The sequence below is a fragment of the Alkalihalophilus pseudofirmus genome, assembly GCF_029094545.1.
Taxonomy (GTDB): Bacteria; Bacillota; Bacilli; order Bacillales; family Bacillaceae_D; genus Alkalihalophilus; species Alkalihalophilus pseudofirmus.
On record NZ_CP117835.1, the window covers coordinates 2,664,130 to 2,681,230 of the forward strand.

Here is a 17,101-nt window from a genome sequence, read left to right on the forward strand (position 1 = left end):
GATTTTGTTTTATTGATTTGGTCTTATTGAATTTGTTCTAATGCACGCTTTAGGACTGCCATACGAACATAGACCCCATTTTGCATTTGTTTAAAAATTCTAGACCGTCTTGATTCTACTAACTCACTTGCAATTTCTACCCCTCTATTTACAGGTGCCGGATGCATAATAATGGCATGTTTTTGCATTCTTGCTTCTCTTTCAACTGTTAATCCAAAGCGGCTATGATAAAGCTCATTGGTAAGTTCATTATTTTGTTGATGGCGTTCATTTTGGATTCGAAGCAGCATCATGACATCAGACTTCTCAGCTGCTGTGTCCATTGAAATATAACGATAGTGGCTGCCGAAACCTTCCATCCATTCTTTTGGTCCAGAGATCATCACATTTGCACCTAATCTAGTTAAGATTTCTGCATTAGAACGTGCGACGCGGCTATGCCTGAGATCACCGCAGATTACGACCCTGAGACCTTGAAATGTTCCAAATTCTTGTTTAATCGTAAGAAGGTCCAACAGTGATTGTGTAGGGTGCTGGCCGCAACCATCCCCTGCATTTATGACTGGAATTTCGAGCTTACTTTTGATTTCTTCGTAATACTCATTTTGCGGATGTCTGATGACTAGAACGTTCGCACCGATTGACTCAAGTGTTTTAGCTGTATCATACAGAGTTTCTCCTTTTTGTACGCTTGATGTTTCTCCGTCAAAAGAGAGAATTTCTAGTCCAAGCTTTCGTTCAGCAACTTCAAAACTCATTTTTGTACGGGTGCTCGGCTCAAAAAATAAGTTGGCAACAAACAGTTGATTTAAAGGTCTCCAGCTCATTCCCTTGGAGAATGCTTCAGCCTCAGCTAAAATCCAGTCAATCTCTTGAAGAGTCAAATCCGTCATTGTATGAAGTCCTCTCACACTTACCTTCTCTAAGCTCATCTGCATCGCTAAATGCCTCCTTATTTACATCCATTTTTATACAAAAAACCCTGAGAGAAGACTCTCAGGGTATAGGGAAGCAGGGAGGTCTGTTGGGGCCTCTCCTTCTTGCACTATTCCTTTGAAGTCTCTCTGTACTTCTTTAAAGGTGTAGCAACATATTAAGCAGCTAGTTTTTTTATTAAGCAACTTGTTTTTTAAGCTGCCTGTTTTTCATCTTCAGCAAATGGATCTTTTTTGCTGTAGCTTTCTTCTTTATTCGGAAGCACCAGGTGAAGAAGCATTCCGATAATAGTTGCAAGCGCCATGCCTGCTAGTTGAATTTCATCAGTTACTTGAATGAATGCTCCGCCGATTCCAATGACTAGAATCACTGATGAGATAATTAAGTTTCGTTTACTGCCAAGGTTAATATTGTTATCGATTAACATTCTAAGACCTGATGATGCGATCACACCGAACAAGAGGATCGATACACCACCCATAACAGCAGTCGGAATCGTAGAGATAAGTGCTGAAATTTTTCCGATGAAGGCAAACCCGATTGCTAGTGTTGCTGCTCCGCCGATAACAAACACACTAAACACTCTTGTAATCGCTAATACGCCGATGTTTTCACCATACGTCGTATTTGGCGGCCCCCCGATGAAGGAAGCAATCATTGTTGCCACTCCGTCTCCAAGAATGGATCGGTGCAGGCCTGGTTTCTTAATAAAATTCTTGCCAACGACTTTACTCAATACCATTTGATCACCGATATGTTCAGCGATTGTGACAACCGCAATCGGCATCATAATGAAGGCGATCGCCCATGACCATTGCGGTGTGTAGCTCACAAATGGGATCAGCATTTCTGGTGCAGCAATCCAAGCTGCCTCTCTAACGGGAGTAAAATCAACCAACCCTTGAGTATAAGCGAATAAGTACCCGCCGATAATTCCAAACATGATTGGTACAAGACCTAAAAATCCTTTAAAGAACATTGAAACGATAATGGTAATTAACAGTGTTACTAGTGCTGTTGTAAAGTGGGTTGTGCTGTAAACTTGTTCATCAAGACCTGGTATATACATCGCCATATCAATTGCGACACCTGCTAACCCTAGACCGATTACGATAATAACAGGACCTACTACAATCGGTGGCAGGAGTTTCATAATCCAGCCTACTCCGCTCGTTTTGATTAATAAAGCAACTGCTCCGTAAACAAGACCTGCTAAGAAACTTCCAAGCATTGCTCCTTCTGGTCCGCCTAGCGATGTGGCAGCAAGGATTGGTGCAATGAAGGCGAAGGATGACCCTAGATAAGCTGGCACCTGTCCTTTTGTGATCAGCAAGTAAGCTAAAGTTCCGAGACCGCTTGATAATAGGGCAACGGATGGAGATAAGCCGACTAAAAATGGGACAAGAATGGTTGCTCCAAACATGGCACATAAATGTTGAAGACTTAATACGAACCATTTGTCAAAACGGGGTATGTCTCTAATTCCGATTTCTGTTTGTTGTTTCATGATGATTCCTCCTCGTTTTTCCAAACAAAAAACCTCTTTGCGTATGACAAAGAGGTTTCACCTAACAAAGTTGACTTAAGCCGTCAGACTCCATGTAAGGATTTACCCTCTTGTCAGCCTCGCAGGACTGGGTTAAAGAGGTATACGTATGAGGTTTTTTGCTGTGTACATTTTATTTTTATGTTCGTTCGTTTATTCTGTTCGTTGTTCGATTGTAACCTCATCCATTGCATCCACTTCACTGAGCTTAGCAACGATTTTTTCACTTTTAGATGTCGGTACATTCTTTCCTACATAATCAGGGCGGATCGGCAGCTCGCGATGTCCCCGGTCAATGAGAACCGCTAGTTGAATCTGCTCTGGCCTGCCTAAATCAATTAATGCATCGAGTGCAGCTCTAACTGTTCTTCCGGTATATAATACATCATCAATTAAGATCACTTTGCGGTCGGTAATATCAATTGGAATGTCCGTTCCCTGCAGGACCGGTTCATCCGTCTCTGACTTGTGCGACAAGTCATCTCTGTAGAGCGTGATATCGACCTCTCCTACTTCTACTTTCACACCTTCAATTTGCTCAATTCGCTCAGCAAGTCTCCTAGCTAAGTAGATCCCGCGTGTTTTTATACCCACTAAGACGCAGCGCTCTACTCCTTTGTTTCGCTCAATAATCTCATGAGCAATTCGTGTAGTTGCTCGCCTTACAGCTTGTTCATCTAAAATCACTCGACTCATTTTTCTCACCTTCTTATGATCCATTAACTACCGTGATGCCGGCATAAAAAAACCTCCAGCCAAGCAGGCTAGAGGTAAACGAACAGCTTTGTGATGTGTGATAAGCAGATACACTTATCCCCACAATCATTCCGTTTCCTTCTAAGCCTCACGGGACTTTATTAAAGGACTATTTGATTGACTTCATTATCGCAGAATAAAGCGCAAGTGTCAATTACTTCTTTCGTAAATAATGAAGTAAATGTTCCATATCTTCTGGGATAGGGGCAGAAAACTCTAACTCCTCCCCTGTTCTCGGATGGGTGAAACCTAACGTTGCCGCATGCAGAGCCTGCCCTTCAATCTCGAGCGTTTTCTTTTTTGGACCGTATTTAGGATCTCCAGCTAAAGGATATCCAATGTACTTCATGTGAACACGAATTTGGTGGGTGCGTCCTGTTTCTAATTCACACTGTACATACGTAAAGTCTTTAAAACATTCGAGTACAGTAAAGTGAGTCACTGCATCGCGGCTGTTATCTTCTGTTACCGTCATGCTTTGACGATCTTTTTTATCACGACCAATTGGCGCCTCAATCGTTCCATGTTGGTGCGGGATGACCCCATGCACAATCGCTTTGTAATGTCGTTTGGTTGTTTTTGCTTTTAACTGGCTCACTAATGATTCATGTGCATGATCATTTTTTGCTACCATCAGTAATCCTGACGTATCTTTATCAATTCTGTGTACAATTCCCGGCCTAATAACACCGTTGATTCCAGACAAATCTTTACAATGATGCAGCAAGGCATTTACCAGTGTACCCGTATAGTGGCCTGGAGCTGGGTGTACAACCATACCGCGCGGTTTATTCACCACAATGACATCTGCATCTTCATACACGACATCTAATGGAATGTCTTCTGCAATAACGTCTAACTCTTCAGGCTCAGGAATAGATAAAGTGACTTGGTCCTCTACTTGCATTTTATAATTAGATTTAGTGGCCTTTCCATTAACTTGGACTTGACCGTCTTTGATCCATTGTTGCACTTGAGATCTTGACCACTCACCATTTTGAGCAGTTAGAAATTTATCAATTCGTTCGTTTTTATTCTCTTCTAAAATTGTCCATTGAATTTCTTCCATTTAAGCTGTCTCCTTCTTCCTTCGCTCATCTTGAAACATTTTAATAAATAGTAGTCCGACTCCTATACAAAGAGCCGCATCTGCTACGTTAAAGATCGCGAAATTATAACCAAAAATAAATGTATCTACAAAGTCAACAACTTCTCCTCGAAAAACGCGGTCAATAAAGTTACCGACAGCCCCGCCTAAAATTAGTGCTAAGGAAGTAGCAAATAAAACATCACCTTTTGCTTCTTTTTCCATGTAATAAATAATTCCAATAATCACGATAGTCGTAATAATATAGAAAAACCACATTTGTCCTTGAAGAATACCAAAGGCAGCCCCTTGATTACGGTGAGATGTTATGTATAACACATTCTCAATCACTAAAATGGATTCACCAATCTCCATTGAGGTGTCAACAATCCATTTTGTTACTTGGTCAATCAAAATCACGATGAGGGCAATGATATAGTACATCAAACTCGTTCCTCCGCTCTTGTTCACTTGTTTCCATACTTATGCATTGTAGCACAAAAAAGGGGGGATGTCCTCCCCCTACAATTCATCCATATAGTGATCATAATGCACGTTGCGCTGGAACTGAACATTCTCATCTCCAGTATACCCTTCTATTCCTGTTGAGAGAAACCCTTCTAGCTCTTCAACATACCCTATTAATTCATCCCCATCATCCATTGAGGCATCTTCATAAATCATCGAATTCTCATTAAAGCGGGCTACTGATTGATATGCATCTTCTGCATCAAACTCTGTTTCTGTATCATCATCGTCATAGTTGTAGCGGCCAAAAGAATCCAGCACCTCTTCTTCAACAGGACGATCATCAGCAATATGCGCTCGTGCCTCTTCAACCGTTGTCGTTGCGGTTGGATTGGCCTCTAACCGCTCAATAGGAATATCTCTCCCTGTACGTGCACACACACCGTACGTCCCGTTCTCAATTTTATCAAGCGCTTGATTGACATCCGCTAGCTCTTTTTCAAGATGCGCATATATCGCTGTATCTTTCTCACGCTCATAAAGATCCGTCGCCGTATCAGCGGGATGATTATCATATTGTGATAATTCACCAGTTGAAGCTGATAATGCATGCTTTGATTCATGATGGTCATCTGAATTAATTCGTGCTTCTAATGACTTTTTCATTTCTTCTAGCTGTCTTTTCTGTTTACTCCAATTCCGCATAAAAATTCTCCCCTTTTGAGCTTTCAGCTTCCAGATAAGCTCTGTTATAGCTTAACCAAACTTAGTGAAAACAACGAAAAGAGAACTTAGCCAATTGATGTAAACAGAAGAAAATCACCACTTATTAAAAGTGGTGATTTGTAGTGTTAGTTATTGTAATGCGTCTCAACCGTCTCTGCACATGACTTACACAATCCAGGATGAGAATCATTTGTTCCAACTGTCGGTGTAACTACCCAGCAGCGCTCACATGTTTCACCTTCTGCTTTTTCAACAACGATACGAAGAGTATCAAAGCTCATAGCATCTTCAGGTGCTGCCTCAACGCCAGCTTTTACCCGAACCGCTGAGACGATAAATAATTTCTCTAAATTAGGTGTAGTGTTTAATAACTCTAATACATTCCCATCTGCATATAATGTAACAGCTGCTGTTAATGATTTACCAATTTTCTTATCATTTCTTGCTTGTTCTAATGCTTTAAGAACATCATCACGAACAGCCATGAAGTGCTGCCATTTGGCTTTCAATTGTTCCACATCACCAAATGATTCAGCCTCTGGCATATCTGTTAACTGAACACTTGCTTCACTTACAGCAGGGATCTCTTCCCATACTTCATCAGCAGTGTGAGATAGGATCGGTGATACTAGCTTCGTTAACGTAAGAACACTTTCGTACATAACCGTTTGAATTTTACGACGCTCAGCGTGATCTGCATGTTCAATATAAAGAGTATCTTTAGCCAGATCCATATAGAACGAACTTAATTCAATTGTGCAGAAATTATGGATCGTGTGATAAACAGTAGAGAATTGGTATTGATCATATGCATCTTTTACCTTTTCAATCACTTCATTTAATTTAACAAGCATAAATAAATGAACGCCATCAAGATCCTCGTTCTTTACACGATTCACAGCAGGATCAAAGTCATGTAAATTACCGAGCAAGAAACGGAAGGTGTTACGAATTTTACGATAAGACTCAGATACTTGCTTTAAAATCTTATCAGAAACACGTACATCAGACTGATAATCTACAGAAGCTACCCAAAGCCTTAAAATGTCGGCTCCCAATTGCTTCATAACATCGTTAGGAACGACAACATTACCTACCGACTTACTCATCTTGCGCCCTTCACCATCAAGAGCAAACCCGTGGCTTAGTACGCCTTTATATGGTGCTTTTCCAGTTACGGCAACACTAGTTGATAAAGAAGAGTTAAACCAGCCGCGATATTGGTCTGAACCTTCAAGGTATAGATCTGCCGGGCGAGCTAATTCTGCTCGTTCTTCAAGTACCGCTTGATGGGATGAACCTGAGTCAAACCATACATCCATAATATCCATTTCACGAGTAAATTCACCGTTTGGACTATGTTCTGAAATAAAGCCTTCAGGCAATAACTCTTTTGTATCCCATTCAAACCAAATATTTGACCCGTGTTCACGGAAAAGTGCTGATACATGATCGATCGTTTCATCCGTGATAATCGGTTCACCATTTTCCCCGTAAAATACCGGAATAGGCACACCCCATGCACGCTGTCTCGAAATACACCAATCCCCACGGTCACGAACCATGTTGTAAAGTCTTGTTTCTCCCCATGAAGGGATCCATTCTACATCGTTAATCGCTTGAAGAAGCTCATCTCGGAAATCAGCAATGGAAGCAAACCATTGAGCTGTAGCACGATAAATTACCGGCTTTTTTGTTCTCCAATCATGAGCATAAGAGTGTGTAATGAATGTTAATTTCATTAATGCGCCCACTTCATCGAGCTTTTCAGTAATCGGCTTATTCGCCTGATCATAAAACATTCCTTCAAATCCAGGAGCTTCCTCTGTCATATTCCCTTTATCATCAACCGGGCATAAAACATCCAGACCATACTTTTGTCCGACAAGATAATCTTCTTCCCCGTGTCCTGGTGCTGTATGAACACAACCTGTACCAGCATCTAGTGTTACATGGTCTCCACACATAACGAGTGAATCACGTCCGTAAAGCGGGTGGGTGGCCACAACATGCTCAAGCTCTTGACCTTTTACAGTTTTTTCAACTTCTACTTGCTCCCATTCAAATTCAGCTTGAAGCTTTTCAAGTAAGCCAGCTGCAACGACATATTTCTCGTCATTTACTTTGACTACGTTGTAATCAAGCTCAGGATGTACAGAAATTCCTAAGTTTGCTGGGATCGTCCAAGGAGTTGTTGTCCAAATAATGATTTTCTCATCACCAACTAAAACATTTTTGCCATCCTTAATATTAAAAGCCACATAAATAGAAGGCGAACGTTTGTCATGATACTCAATTTCAGCTTCAGCTAAAGCTGATTCAGAAGAAGGCGACCAATAAACAGGTTTTTTCCCTTTGTAGATATAGCCTTTTTTAGCCATATCACCGAATACTTTAATTTGCTGAGCTTCATATTCTTTATCCAGGGTTACATAAGGGTTCCACCAATCTCCTCTGACACCTAACCGCATAAATTGTTCACGCTGACGGCTGACTTGCTCACGTGCATACTCTTCACAAAGCTTACGAAAAGCAGCAACGGTCATTTCCTTGCGTTTTACTTTACCGTTTTTAGTTAAGGCTGTTTCAATTGGCAGACCATGTGTGTCCCAACCAGGTACATATGGAGCATGAAATCCATTCATTGATTTATAGCGAACAATGAAGTCTTTCAGTACTTTGTTTAAAGCATGACCCATGTGAATATCGCCATTGGCATAAGGAGGTCCATCATGCAGTACAAATAGAGGACGACCTTCTGTTCTTTTTTGCACGGCTTGGTAAATATCTTGCTCGTTCCATTTTTCTTGACGTTTCGGTTCATTGTTCGGTAAGTTCCCGCGCATCGGGAAATCCGTTTTTGGCATAAGTAACGTTTGTTTATAATCCATTCCTTATTTCCTCCTTGTTGTTTTCACCACTCGATTATTGTGAAACATTTATGTGAATCATTCCTAACGTATAGCACGAAAACAAAAAAAGTCCCCTCATCCCAAATAGGGACGAGAAGACTTACCCGTGGTACCACCCTAATGAAAAGAAATAGTGTAATGCATGAATACCGTGCAATAACGATTTCTCTCCACTTAGCATTCGTAACGTGAACGTGACGTCGCAGCCTACTAGATCAACTTCGTTCGGTGCAAAACTAAAGGGTGATTTTCTGTAAAGATCTATAGTTCAGGCTCGCACCACCCCTGAATCGCTTCTCTAAGATTCCTTACATACTATCCCTTATCATTGTCGTATGCTATATAAGTAATCATTATTATATGCTAAATGAGATGCGCTGTGCAAGGTGCACAGCGAAAATGAATGAATTAGGATTGTTCTTTTTCCAATTCATGTTCTTCTGGCTCGACAAACTCGTCCCAGTCATCTGTTTTTAACATCTCTAATTGCGCTTCAATTAACATTTTGAAACGCATTTTATAAACAGATGCCTGCTTTTTTAATTCTTCCATCTCAATCATGATTTTACGTGACTTTGATAAAGAATCATTAATAATACGATCAGCATTCTTCTCAGCTTCTTTAACGATTAACTGAGCTTCTTTTTGCGCATTGCGCCTTACCTCTTCTGCTGACTCTTGAGCAACTAGAATAGACTTGTTTAATGTTTCTTCAATGTTCTTAAAGTGCTCAAGCTTCTCATCTAAATCAGTTACTCGATCAAACAATTCTTTCTTCTCACGCAGCACAGCTTCATAGTCTTTAATGACTTGATCAAGAAATTCATTGACTTCATCTTCATCATACCCTCTGAAACCTCTGGTAAATTCCTTGTTGTGAATATCTAATGGTGTTAAAGGCACCTTTGCCACCCCCAATTTTAAACTTTTCTTGGAATTTCACTTTTTCATTACTCTGTAGTTTATTTTTCTTATATTCGACAAAAAAAGAGTAAAACCTTTTATTCCCACAAAGAAATAATTGGAAACATCATTATCTGACTATAATAATCTCGCGTAACGAATTCTAATTTTATCTTTTTTTGTCCGGCCTAATTGTTCTAGCACTTTACTGCGTCCGTGTCCACGAACAGATATGTAATCTCCTTCTTTAACTAAGAAGTCCACGTGATCTGTTACCCGCCAATTCACTTTTACGAAGCCTCTTTCAATATACGGCTTCACTTTTGCACGAGAAAGATTATAAATTTCTGAGAGGATGACATCAAGCCTCATTGAGGAAACGGTCATACCTTCCTCCGTCCATTTATCTTCAGGTGTTTTTAGTTGTTCAAGTGAAATAGGCACTAAGTCAATACTAGCCTTACCAATCTTCTCTACATTCATTTTCACGAAGTCAGCGATTTCACTTGCTACAACTAATTGAATATCATCCTGAGTAATCATGATATCCCCAAATTTTTCTCGTTTAAGCCCAATATTCATCAAAGAACCTAATACATCAGAATGGGTGAGCGTAATGAATTTGGCAGGGTAATTTATCGAGAAATAAGCTAAATTAAAATGAGATTGTTCAATTACTAAATAGGAAGGGCAAAGATAAGCTCTCTTTCTCTCAGAGTCATCTGCTCCTCCAAAAAATTGATACGACAGCTCGTCATCATTTCCAATAATTAATCGAACAATATCTTGCTCTCTTGGGTCAAGGAAATCGGTTCTGCGCTCTTGATGCATCACACTGACTTCCTCTTTCCACGATAATACTTGTTCAACAAAAGGCCTTTCTTCTTCCCTAAAATGCTGAAAAATCGACATGAACGAACTCCTTTAATCGAACTCCTTCAATTAAGCTGCCCGTATCCTTCACCTTAACTAAAAATGGCAAGAACTCCCGCGCTCGCTAAACGTAGAACAATAATCGCTACAATCGGCGATAAATCAATCATACCTAGCGGCGGAATAAAACGTCTGAATGGTTCCAAATATGGCTCGACAATGCTTCCTAAAAATTGCCCGAAAGAGGATTCACGGGCATTCGGGAACCAAGACATAAGAATATATCCAATAATTAAAAATGAGTATATATACATTGCGTTATAAAGCAATGCACCTATTGTTTGCACGAATACTTCACCACCTTTACCATACCTTAACGATCAAACTGATCTTGCATCATTTCTGTAATGGTTCCTGAAACATCTACATTATCAGGTGTACACAAGAAAATATTTTGACCTAGCTTTTGAATGTCTCCTCCAATAGCATACACTGTCCCACTCAAAAAATCGACTACCCGCTTTGCCTGGTCATGGGAGACGCGTTGTAAATTGATAATGACGGCTTTGCGGCTTTTAAGATGGTCGGCAATCTCCTGTGCCTCATCATATGTTCTAGGTTCCACTAAAATGACTTTAGCCCCTTTTTGCACGCTTTGTAGACTTACAACATTTGCTGCCTGCTGCTTATCACTGCTTTTTTTCCCTCTTTGGGGAGTGGGCTCTATTTCATCTTCTGAAGCTTCTTCGACAACCTCTTCATATTCCCTTACGTCATCTTCTAATTCAAAAAATCGCTTAAATTTCTTTTTCATCCCCATAAACCATCCCTCCTCTTAATAGTTGTCCTCTTTTATCAATTTCCTTCTTTTTTCTCATTGCCGACAAGTGATGTACCAATACGTATAAAGGTGGCTCCTTCTTCAATAGCTACTTGGTAGTCATTAGACATTCCCATTGACAGCTCTGTACACGGAGCATGAGAATAGTTTTTAGCCTGAATATCTAATTGAAGTTTCTTTAAGGCCTTAAAGATTGGTCTCGTCTCTTCGGGATCATTGACAAATGGCGCCATTGTCATTAAACCTATAATTTTCAAGGAAGGGTACGCTGCTAACTCTTGTATAAACTCATCTACTTCCTCTATATCAAGACCTGCTTTCGACTCTTCTTTTGAGACATTTACTTGAACAAAACATGCCAGTTCCCTATCTAAACGCTTGTCCAATTCTTTAGCAAGCGACACCCGATCAAGAGAGTGCAGATAAGAAATATGAGGGGCTACTTTTTTTACTTTTTTTGACTGGAGGGAGCCTATAAAATGCCAAGAAACCTGTTCTTGAATGTCTTCTTGTTTCATAGCTAATCCTTCCGCTCTATTTTCCCCTAAATGAACAACGCCTGCATCAATCGCCTCTTTTGCTCGCTCGTTGCTGACATATTTGGTCACTGCAACCACATTTATCGAGGCAGGATCTCTACCGATCCGCTCACAAATAGACGCTATTTCACTTTGTATTTTGTCAAAATTCTCCTTGACTGACATATTCACTTCACCTTACTTTCTTCTTACCAACCATTTACCTAAGGCCGATATAACTCATAAATCTGCCTGTTTTACCTGATTCAGCCCGGTATGAATAGAGTCTGTCATCTTCAGCTGTACAAATAGAAGAAACATAAATATTTCGTTCTTCGATGCCAGCTTCAATTAATAAATGCTTATTTAATAACCTTAAATCTAATTGATATTTTCCATTTGCCTTTTTTGTGTAAACTACTTTTTCTTCAGCATAGGGTAGTGCATTAATCACCTTATTAATGACAAAATCATCAACTTCGTATGCCTCTTTACTAATGCAAGGTGCAATAGCCACCTGAATATCATTAAGAGGAACTCCTTCATCATTGTTCCATTTCTCAATCATCTTAGGACCAATTAATTGGACAGTTCCCTTCCAGCCTGCATGGGCGACACCAATTATTCTGTGATTTCTTGCAAAGAAAAGCAAAGGTACACAGTCTGCATATAGGCTGGTTAATAAGATTCCTCGCTCCTTGGTATACAAACCATCTGCAGCAGAAATCGCATCCTGTATTGTTCTTGCTCCTAAACCCATGTCTTCTTTTGTTACTTTTTGTATTGTTGAACCATGGACCTGTTCTGAACCTACCCATTGACTCAAAGGAAAGGAAATAATTTCAGCAAATCTCTCACGATTTTTTAATACAGTATCTAATTCATCATTCACATGGAACCCCATATTAAGGGTATTAAAAGGCGGCTCGCTTAATCCGCCCTTTCTTGTTGTAATGCCAGCAACAAGATCTGAGTTTTCGTTTTGCCATTGTTCTACTGCTAAACACTCTGGGTGGATTTCACTAAATACCTCTCCCATTATGTTACACCTCCGACTTGCTGCTTCTAAAAACTTAGTTTGGTTATAGTTTACCATAATTGACCGCTTACAAGAAACGACTTTATTCCATTTTCAACGCCTTCTTGTTGTCGTTTGCTGGCTCATATTAGTAAATGGCCGTCTAAACCCTTCAGGTACTTCAACTAATATAACATCGGAACCAATTTTAATGATGTTCTTCCATGGAATGATCACTTCCTGTTCTTCCCTGCCAAAAAGCCCCATCATCTTACCCGACCCGTTAATTACCATTGCTTCAATTTCACCTGTTTGTAAATTAATATCTAAATCGGTTAAGTGACCCAGCCTTTTTCCATTCTCCATGTTAACGATATCTTTTGCCTGCAGATCAGATATTTTCATCATGTGAATCATCACCTCTTTTTCAGTCATACCCTCTCCTCCCATTGTATGCGCTTAGTTCTATAAATTATGAACAAGTTAACTGAGACTATGGGTTGAAATGACAAAAAGCCCTTACGAAATCGTTCGTAAGAGCCTTTTGCTGATTGATTTGTTTACAAAACGTGTTAACTTTGAGCATGCTTATTCATTTGTTGGATAGCGGCCTTTTCTAGCCTTGATACTTGAGCTTGTGAAATACCAATTTCATCAGCGACTTCCATTTGAGTTTTCCCTTGGAAGAAGCGCATATTTAAAATCATTTTTTCTCGATCATTCAGGCGGATCATGGCTTCTTTTAATGCAATTTCTTCTACCCAGTTAACATCCTTATTACGCTCATCACTTATTTGATCCATTACAAAGATTGGGTCTCCCCCATCATTGTAAATCGGTTCAAACAAAGAGACAGGGTCTTGAATTGCATCAAGGGCAAAAACCACATCTTCTTTTGGCACATCAAGAACTTTTGCAATCTCTTGTACTGTCGGCTCATTTTCACGCTTTTTTTCAGCCATCAGTTGATCTCTGACCTGCAGCGCTTTATAAGCGATATCACGTAAAGACCTTGAAACTCGTATTGGATTATTATCACGCAGATACCTTCTTATCTCACCAATAATCATAGGTACTGCATACGTTGAAAATTTGACATTTTGACTTAAATCAAAGTTGTCAATTGATTTCATTAACCCAATACAACCTACTTGAAATAAATCATCGACGTACTCCCCGCGATTGTTGAATCGTTGAATAACGCTTAACACTAAACGTAAATTACCATTAACTAACACTTCTCTTGCACTGTCATCACCACTTTGTAACTGAGTAAATAATTCGCGCATTTCGGTGTTTTTTAATACTGGAAGCTTTGATGTATCTACCCCACAGATTTCAACTTTATTTCGTGTCAATTCTTTCCCTCCTAACGCGGGAGATGATGTCAAGTAAAGTATCTCCTGAGGTGGGAAAAATATGCACAAGCTAAAATCAGTCAATTTTGACTAAAAGGGAGAGAGCTTGATACGAAACGAAAACTTCAGTAAAAAAATTTTTTACACCATTTTATTGAACTCTTTTTGTAGTCGTTTAATAATTCGTTTTTCTAAACGGGATATATAGGATTGAGAGATCCCAAGCATATCTGCCACATCTTTCTGTGTTTTTTCTTCTTCCCCAGCAAGTCCAAAACGAAGCTCCATGATCTGCTTTTCACGTTCATTTAACGTATGAAGAGCTTTTACTAATAATTTACGATCTACTTTTTCTTCAATTCCGCGCGTAATAATATCCTCTTCTGTTCCAAGTACATCTGACAACAATAACTCGTTGCCATCCCAATCGATGTTAAGAGGCTCATCAAAGGACACTTCAGACCTTGTTTTATTGTTTCTCCGTAAATACATCAGAATTTCATTTTCTATACAACGAGAAGCATAGGTTGCGAGCTTAATTTTCTTTTCAGGATTAAAGGTATTTACCGCTTTTATGAGACCGATGGTTCCTATGCTGATTAGATCCTCTATATTGATTCCTGTGTTTTCAAACTTCCTCGCTATATACACCACAAGACGCAGGTTTCTCTCGATCAGCATCGATCGAACGGCTTTGTCACCCGTTGGTAGTTTCTTCAACAATACGGCTTCTTCTTCTTTAGAAAGCGGCGGGGGCAAGGCTTCACTGCCCCCGATATAATAAATCTCATCTGGCTTCATTCCCAGCTTGTGCATAATTCGATACCACAATAGCCTTAATTTAAGTTTTAACAATAAAATCGCCTCCTATGATGTAAGGTAATAATCTTTAATTTGCGACAGGGCTTATAGAGGGTTGTCTTACAAGCGCGGGGTGAATGATACATTGATAGGCTTGATCAGGTGATAGTGATTCTTCTTGAAGTCCAATCAAAACTTGGTTGGAATGGTACACTTGTCCATCATGTTCAATCGAGACACTATCTGGTTTAATGGCCGTTAGAAATGGATTGCTCTGTCCAATTACTTTATACGGAATAATCTTCGTCCTCTTCATCCATTCATCTGATAATTTGCTACCTGAATCATTAAATACGTCTAAAGTTGAGATAGCAGAAATGACATCTTGTCCGAACGTTTCCTCTAAGCAAGTTGTCTCAATGATCATGACTGGCACACGTGTTATAGGATCATGCAGCTTATTGCCACTATCTATTAGGCCTTGTGTTTTAATAGACTGGCCAAAGAGGTGAATCGTAACGATTGCTAGCTGCTCGTAATGAATTTTTTTCACTTCAATCGTCTCGATTCTAGCTTTAGAAAAATACCATACGAGTGGAAATCCAAAGACTACAAACACCCAGCTGATTCCGCTCCCAAACCCGGCTTGTGCAGGAGAGGAAACAGCAGCTAGAAAATCAATTTCAGTCTGCCAAAAAAAGTGAAGAGCAAACAATCCACCGCCAGTCATAAAGGTGACAAAGTAAAACATCAATAGTCCCTGAAAGAAATAACTCCATCTCTTAAAACCAAATGCGATAAGGATTATAAATATAGAATAGATTGCTTTCATCCAAGGCTGATAGAATAAAGCGCCTAATGGTGTGAACATCAAAAAAACAATCAAAGATGCAAAAAGCGCGCCAACTATAAAGCGGATTCGGTTAAATCGTCTCTTTAGTACAATGGCTGTGAGAGCAATTAATAAATAATCAATACAAAAATTAAGAAACCAGATTACATCAAGATAAAGAGTCATCGCATCCCTTCTTACCATTCTTTTGAAATTAAGTATATATAAAGTCTATTAATTAGTCTGTCAATTCATGACGAGTAATTCGATGTAATTTTGATAGATTTTCACTGAATATGTCTATCTCTGGACGAAGAGTATAAAACATAAAAAAAAGCATCAGCGCTAGGCGCTGATGCTTCCCTTGTTATCTTGAACGATTTCTACGATTACGTAAGAACGTAGGAATATCTAATGTGTCAGAAGAATCTTGAGGTTGCGGTGCTTGCTGCTGGAACCTAGATTCTTTTTGAGGTTCTTCTTGCTGTGGTTTTGCTTGTTGTTGTTGTTGCTGTTGTTTCATTTGATTTTGAGGTGTTTGACGCTGAGGTTTATTTTCAGTGTCATCAAATCCAGTTGCAATAACAGTAACAACGATTTCATCTTTTAAATTCTCATTAATAACGGAACCAAAGATCATGTTCACTTCAGCATCTGAAGCTGCAGAAACAATCTCAGCTGCTTCATGCACTTCATATAAACTTAAGTTAGATCCACCCGTAATATTCATTAAAACACCTTGTGCGCCATCAACAGATGTTTCAAGTAATGGACTTGAGATGGCTTTTTTAGCCGCTTCAGATGCTCTGTTCTCACCTGTAGCAATCCCAATACCCATTAATGCTGAACCTTTATCTGTCATAATTGTTTTCACATCGGCGAAGTCAAGGTTAATTAATCCAGGTACAGCAATCAAGTCAGAAATACCTTGTACACCTTGACGAAGCACGTTATCTGCTTCACGGAATGCTTCAAGCATCGGTGTGTTTTTATCAACAATTTCAAGAAGACGGTCATTTGGAATCACAATAAGTGTATCTACTTTTTCTTTTAAAGCTTGAATTCCTGTAGCTGCCTGCGTTTGACGTTTACGGCCTTCAAACGTAAATGGACGTGTAACAACACCTACTGTTAAAGCTCCAATTTCTTTAGCAACCTCTGCAATAACAGGCGCTGCACCAGTCCCTGTTCCACCACCCATACCAGCAGTGATAAATACCATGTCAGCACCTTGAAGTGCTTCTTCTAAATGCTCGCGGCTTTCTTCAGCAGCTTTTTTCCCGATTTCAGGATTTGCTCCTGCACCAAGACCGCGTGTTAACTTTCCGCCTAGCTGAAGTTTAGTTTCAGCTTTCGATAAGTGGAGGGCTTGAGCATCTGTATTAACTGCAATAAACTCTACTCCTTGCAGTCCATTTTCAATCATTCGGTTAACGGCATTACTACCGCCGCCACCTACACCAATAACTTTTATCTGTGCTAACTGATCCATATCCATTTCAAATTCTAACATTTAAGGTCCCCCT

Annotated in this window: 18 protein-coding genes and 1 other annotated feature; all 18 genes read right to left on the reverse strand. The window is 39.6% G+C overall.

From position 1 onward, the window contains the following. Positions 1–23: 23 nt before the first annotated feature. Positions 24–911 carry an aspartate carbamoyltransferase catalytic subunit gene (locus PQ478_RS14230; protein WP_435521086.1) on the reverse strand — a complete coding sequence of 296 codons (888 nt, stop codon included), beginning with the start codon at positions 909–911 and terminating at the stop codon, positions 24–26. A 218-nt stretch (positions 912–1,129) separates the two neighbouring features. Then, complete coding sequence (locus PQ478_RS14235; protein WP_012959463.1) at positions 1,130–2,443, reverse strand: solute carrier family 23 protein; 1,314 nt, start codon at positions 2,441–2,443, stop codon at positions 1,130–1,132. A 192-nt stretch (positions 2,444–2,635) separates the two neighbouring features. Beyond that, complete coding sequence (gene pyrR / locus PQ478_RS14240; RefSeq protein ID WP_289234670.1) at positions 2,636–3,202, reverse strand: bifunctional pyr operon transcriptional regulator/uracil phosphoribosyltransferase PyrR; 567 nt, start codon at positions 3,200–3,202, stop codon at positions 2,636–2,638. A 190-nt stretch (positions 3,203–3,392) separates the two neighbouring features. Then, positions 3,393–4,307 (reverse strand): RluA family pseudouridine synthase, encoded by a 915-nt coding sequence (locus PQ478_RS14245; protein ID WP_022628234.1) that lies wholly within the window; start codon positions 4,305–4,307, stop codon positions 3,393–3,395. Then, positions 4,308–4,772, reverse strand: a complete 465-nt coding sequence (gene lspA, locus PQ478_RS14250; protein ID WP_031311540.1) for a signal peptidase II — start codon at positions 4,770–4,772, stop codon at positions 4,308–4,310. A 75-nt stretch (positions 4,773–4,847) separates the two neighbouring features. Then, the gene (locus tag PQ478_RS14255) at positions 4,848–5,498 is read right to left on the reverse strand and encodes a TraR/DksA C4-type zinc finger protein (protein ID WP_012959467.1); all 651 of its coding nucleotides are present in this window, start codon (positions 5,496–5,498) and stop codon (positions 4,848–4,850) included. Between the two features lie 146 nt (positions 5,499–5,644). Beyond that, complete coding sequence (ileS, locus tag PQ478_RS14260) at positions 5,645–8,410, reverse strand: isoleucine--tRNA ligase (protein ID WP_289234671.1); 2,766 nt, start codon at positions 8,408–8,410, stop codon at positions 5,645–5,647. A 104-nt stretch (positions 8,411–8,514) separates the two neighbouring features. Then, positions 8,515–8,769: a binding site (T-box leader), on the reverse strand. A 70-nt stretch (positions 8,770–8,839) separates the two neighbouring features. Then, positions 8,840–9,334: a DivIVA domain-containing protein gene (locus PQ478_RS14265; protein ID WP_012959469.1), complete on the reverse strand. Its 495-nt coding sequence runs from the start codon at positions 9,332–9,334 to the stop codon at positions 8,840–8,842. A 138-nt stretch (positions 9,335–9,472) separates the two neighbouring features. Next, positions 9,473–10,246 (reverse strand): YlmH family RNA-binding protein, encoded by a 774-nt coding sequence (locus PQ478_RS14270; RefSeq protein WP_289234672.1) that lies wholly within the window; start codon positions 10,244–10,246, stop codon positions 9,473–9,475. A 53-nt stretch (positions 10,247–10,299) separates the two neighbouring features. Next, complete coding sequence (locus PQ478_RS14275) at positions 10,300–10,554, reverse strand: YggT family protein (RefSeq protein ID WP_012959471.1); 255 nt, start codon at positions 10,552–10,554, stop codon at positions 10,300–10,302. A 26-nt stretch (positions 10,555–10,580) separates the two neighbouring features. Next, on the reverse strand, positions 10,581–11,027 hold the full coding sequence (locus tag PQ478_RS14280; RefSeq protein ID WP_012959472.1) for a cell division protein SepF: 447 nt from the start codon (positions 11,025–11,027) through the stop codon (positions 10,581–10,583). Between the two features lie 35 nt (positions 11,028–11,062). Continuing rightward, entirely contained in the window at positions 11,063–11,752 is a 690-nt protein-coding gene (locus tag PQ478_RS14285; RefSeq protein ID WP_289234673.1) for a YggS family pyridoxal phosphate-dependent enzyme, read from the reverse strand. 34 nt (positions 11,753–11,786) lie between these two features. Further along, on the reverse strand, positions 11,787–12,605 hold the full coding sequence (gene pgeF / locus PQ478_RS14290; RefSeq protein ID WP_289234674.1) for a peptidoglycan editing factor PgeF: 819 nt from the start codon (positions 12,603–12,605) through the stop codon (positions 11,787–11,789). A gap of 93 nt (positions 12,606–12,698) precedes the next feature. Continuing rightward, entirely contained in the window at positions 12,699–12,992 is a 294-nt protein-coding gene (locus PQ478_RS14295; RefSeq protein WP_075682795.1) for a YlmC/YmxH family sporulation protein, read from the reverse strand. A 164-nt stretch (positions 12,993–13,156) separates the two neighbouring features. Beyond that, positions 13,157–13,975 carry an RNA polymerase sporulation sigma factor SigG gene (gene sigG, locus PQ478_RS14300; protein WP_238446461.1) on the reverse strand — a complete coding sequence of 273 codons (819 nt, stop codon included), beginning with the start codon at positions 13,973–13,975 and terminating at the stop codon, positions 13,157–13,159. Positions 13,976–14,083: 108 nt separating this feature from the next. Then, positions 14,084–14,797 (reverse strand): RNA polymerase sporulation sigma factor SigE, encoded by a 714-nt coding sequence (sigE, locus tag PQ478_RS14305; RefSeq protein ID WP_012959477.1) that lies wholly within the window; start codon positions 14,795–14,797, stop codon positions 14,084–14,086. Positions 14,798–14,831: 34 nt separating this feature from the next. Further along, complete coding sequence (gene spoIIGA / locus PQ478_RS14310; protein ID WP_289234675.1) at positions 14,832–15,761, reverse strand: sigma-E processing peptidase SpoIIGA; 930 nt, start codon at positions 15,759–15,761, stop codon at positions 14,832–14,834. Positions 15,762–15,942: 181 nt separating this feature from the next. Next, on the reverse strand, positions 15,943–17,088 hold the full coding sequence (ftsZ, locus tag PQ478_RS14315; RefSeq protein WP_075682611.1) for a cell division protein FtsZ: 1,146 nt from the start codon (positions 17,086–17,088) through the stop codon (positions 15,943–15,945). Positions 17,089–17,101: the final 13 nt, after the last annotated feature.

Coding starts and splice junctions, on each gene's coding strand:
- PQ478_RS14235 (WP_012959463.1), bottom strand. CDS start 2,443: ATGAAACAACAAACAGAAATCGGAATTAGAGACATACCCCGTTTTGAC.
- pyrR (WP_289234670.1), bottom strand. CDS start 3,202: ATGGATCATAAGAAGGTGAGAAAAATGAGTCGAGTGATTTTAGATGAA.
- PQ478_RS14245 (WP_022628234.1), bottom strand. CDS start 4,307: ATGGAAGAAATTCAATGGACAATTTTAGAAGAGAATAAAAACGAACGA.
- PQ478_RS14255 (WP_012959467.1), bottom strand. CDS start 5,498: ATGCGGAATTGGAGTAAACAGAAAAGACAGCTAGAAGAAATGAAAAAG.
- ileS (WP_289234671.1), bottom strand. CDS start 8,410: ATGGATTATAAACAAACGTTACTTATGCCAAAAACGGATTTCCCGATG.
- PQ478_RS14270 (WP_289234672.1), bottom strand. CDS start 10,246: ATGTCGATTTTTCAGCATTTTAGGGAAGAAGAAAGGCCTTTTGTTGAA.
- PQ478_RS14280 (WP_012959472.1), bottom strand. CDS start 11,027: ATGGGGATGAAAAAGAAATTTAAGCGATTTTTTGAATTAGAAGATGAC.
- PQ478_RS14285 (WP_289234673.1), bottom strand. CDS start 11,752: ATGTCAGTCAAGGAGAATTTTGACAAAATACAAAGTGAAATAGCGTCT.
- pgeF (WP_289234674.1), bottom strand. CDS start 12,605: ATGGGAGAGGTATTTAGTGAAATCCACCCAGAGTGTTTAGCAGTAGAA.
- PQ478_RS14295 (WP_075682795.1), bottom strand. CDS start 12,992: ATGATGAAAATATCTGATCTGCAGGCAAAAGATATCGTTAACATGGAG.
- spoIIGA (WP_289234675.1), bottom strand. CDS start 15,761: ATGACTCTTTATCTTGATGTAATCTGGTTTCTTAATTTTTGTATTGAT.
- ftsZ (WP_075682611.1), bottom strand. CDS start 17,088: ATGTTAGAATTTGAAATGGATATGGATCAGTTAGCACAGATAAAAGTT.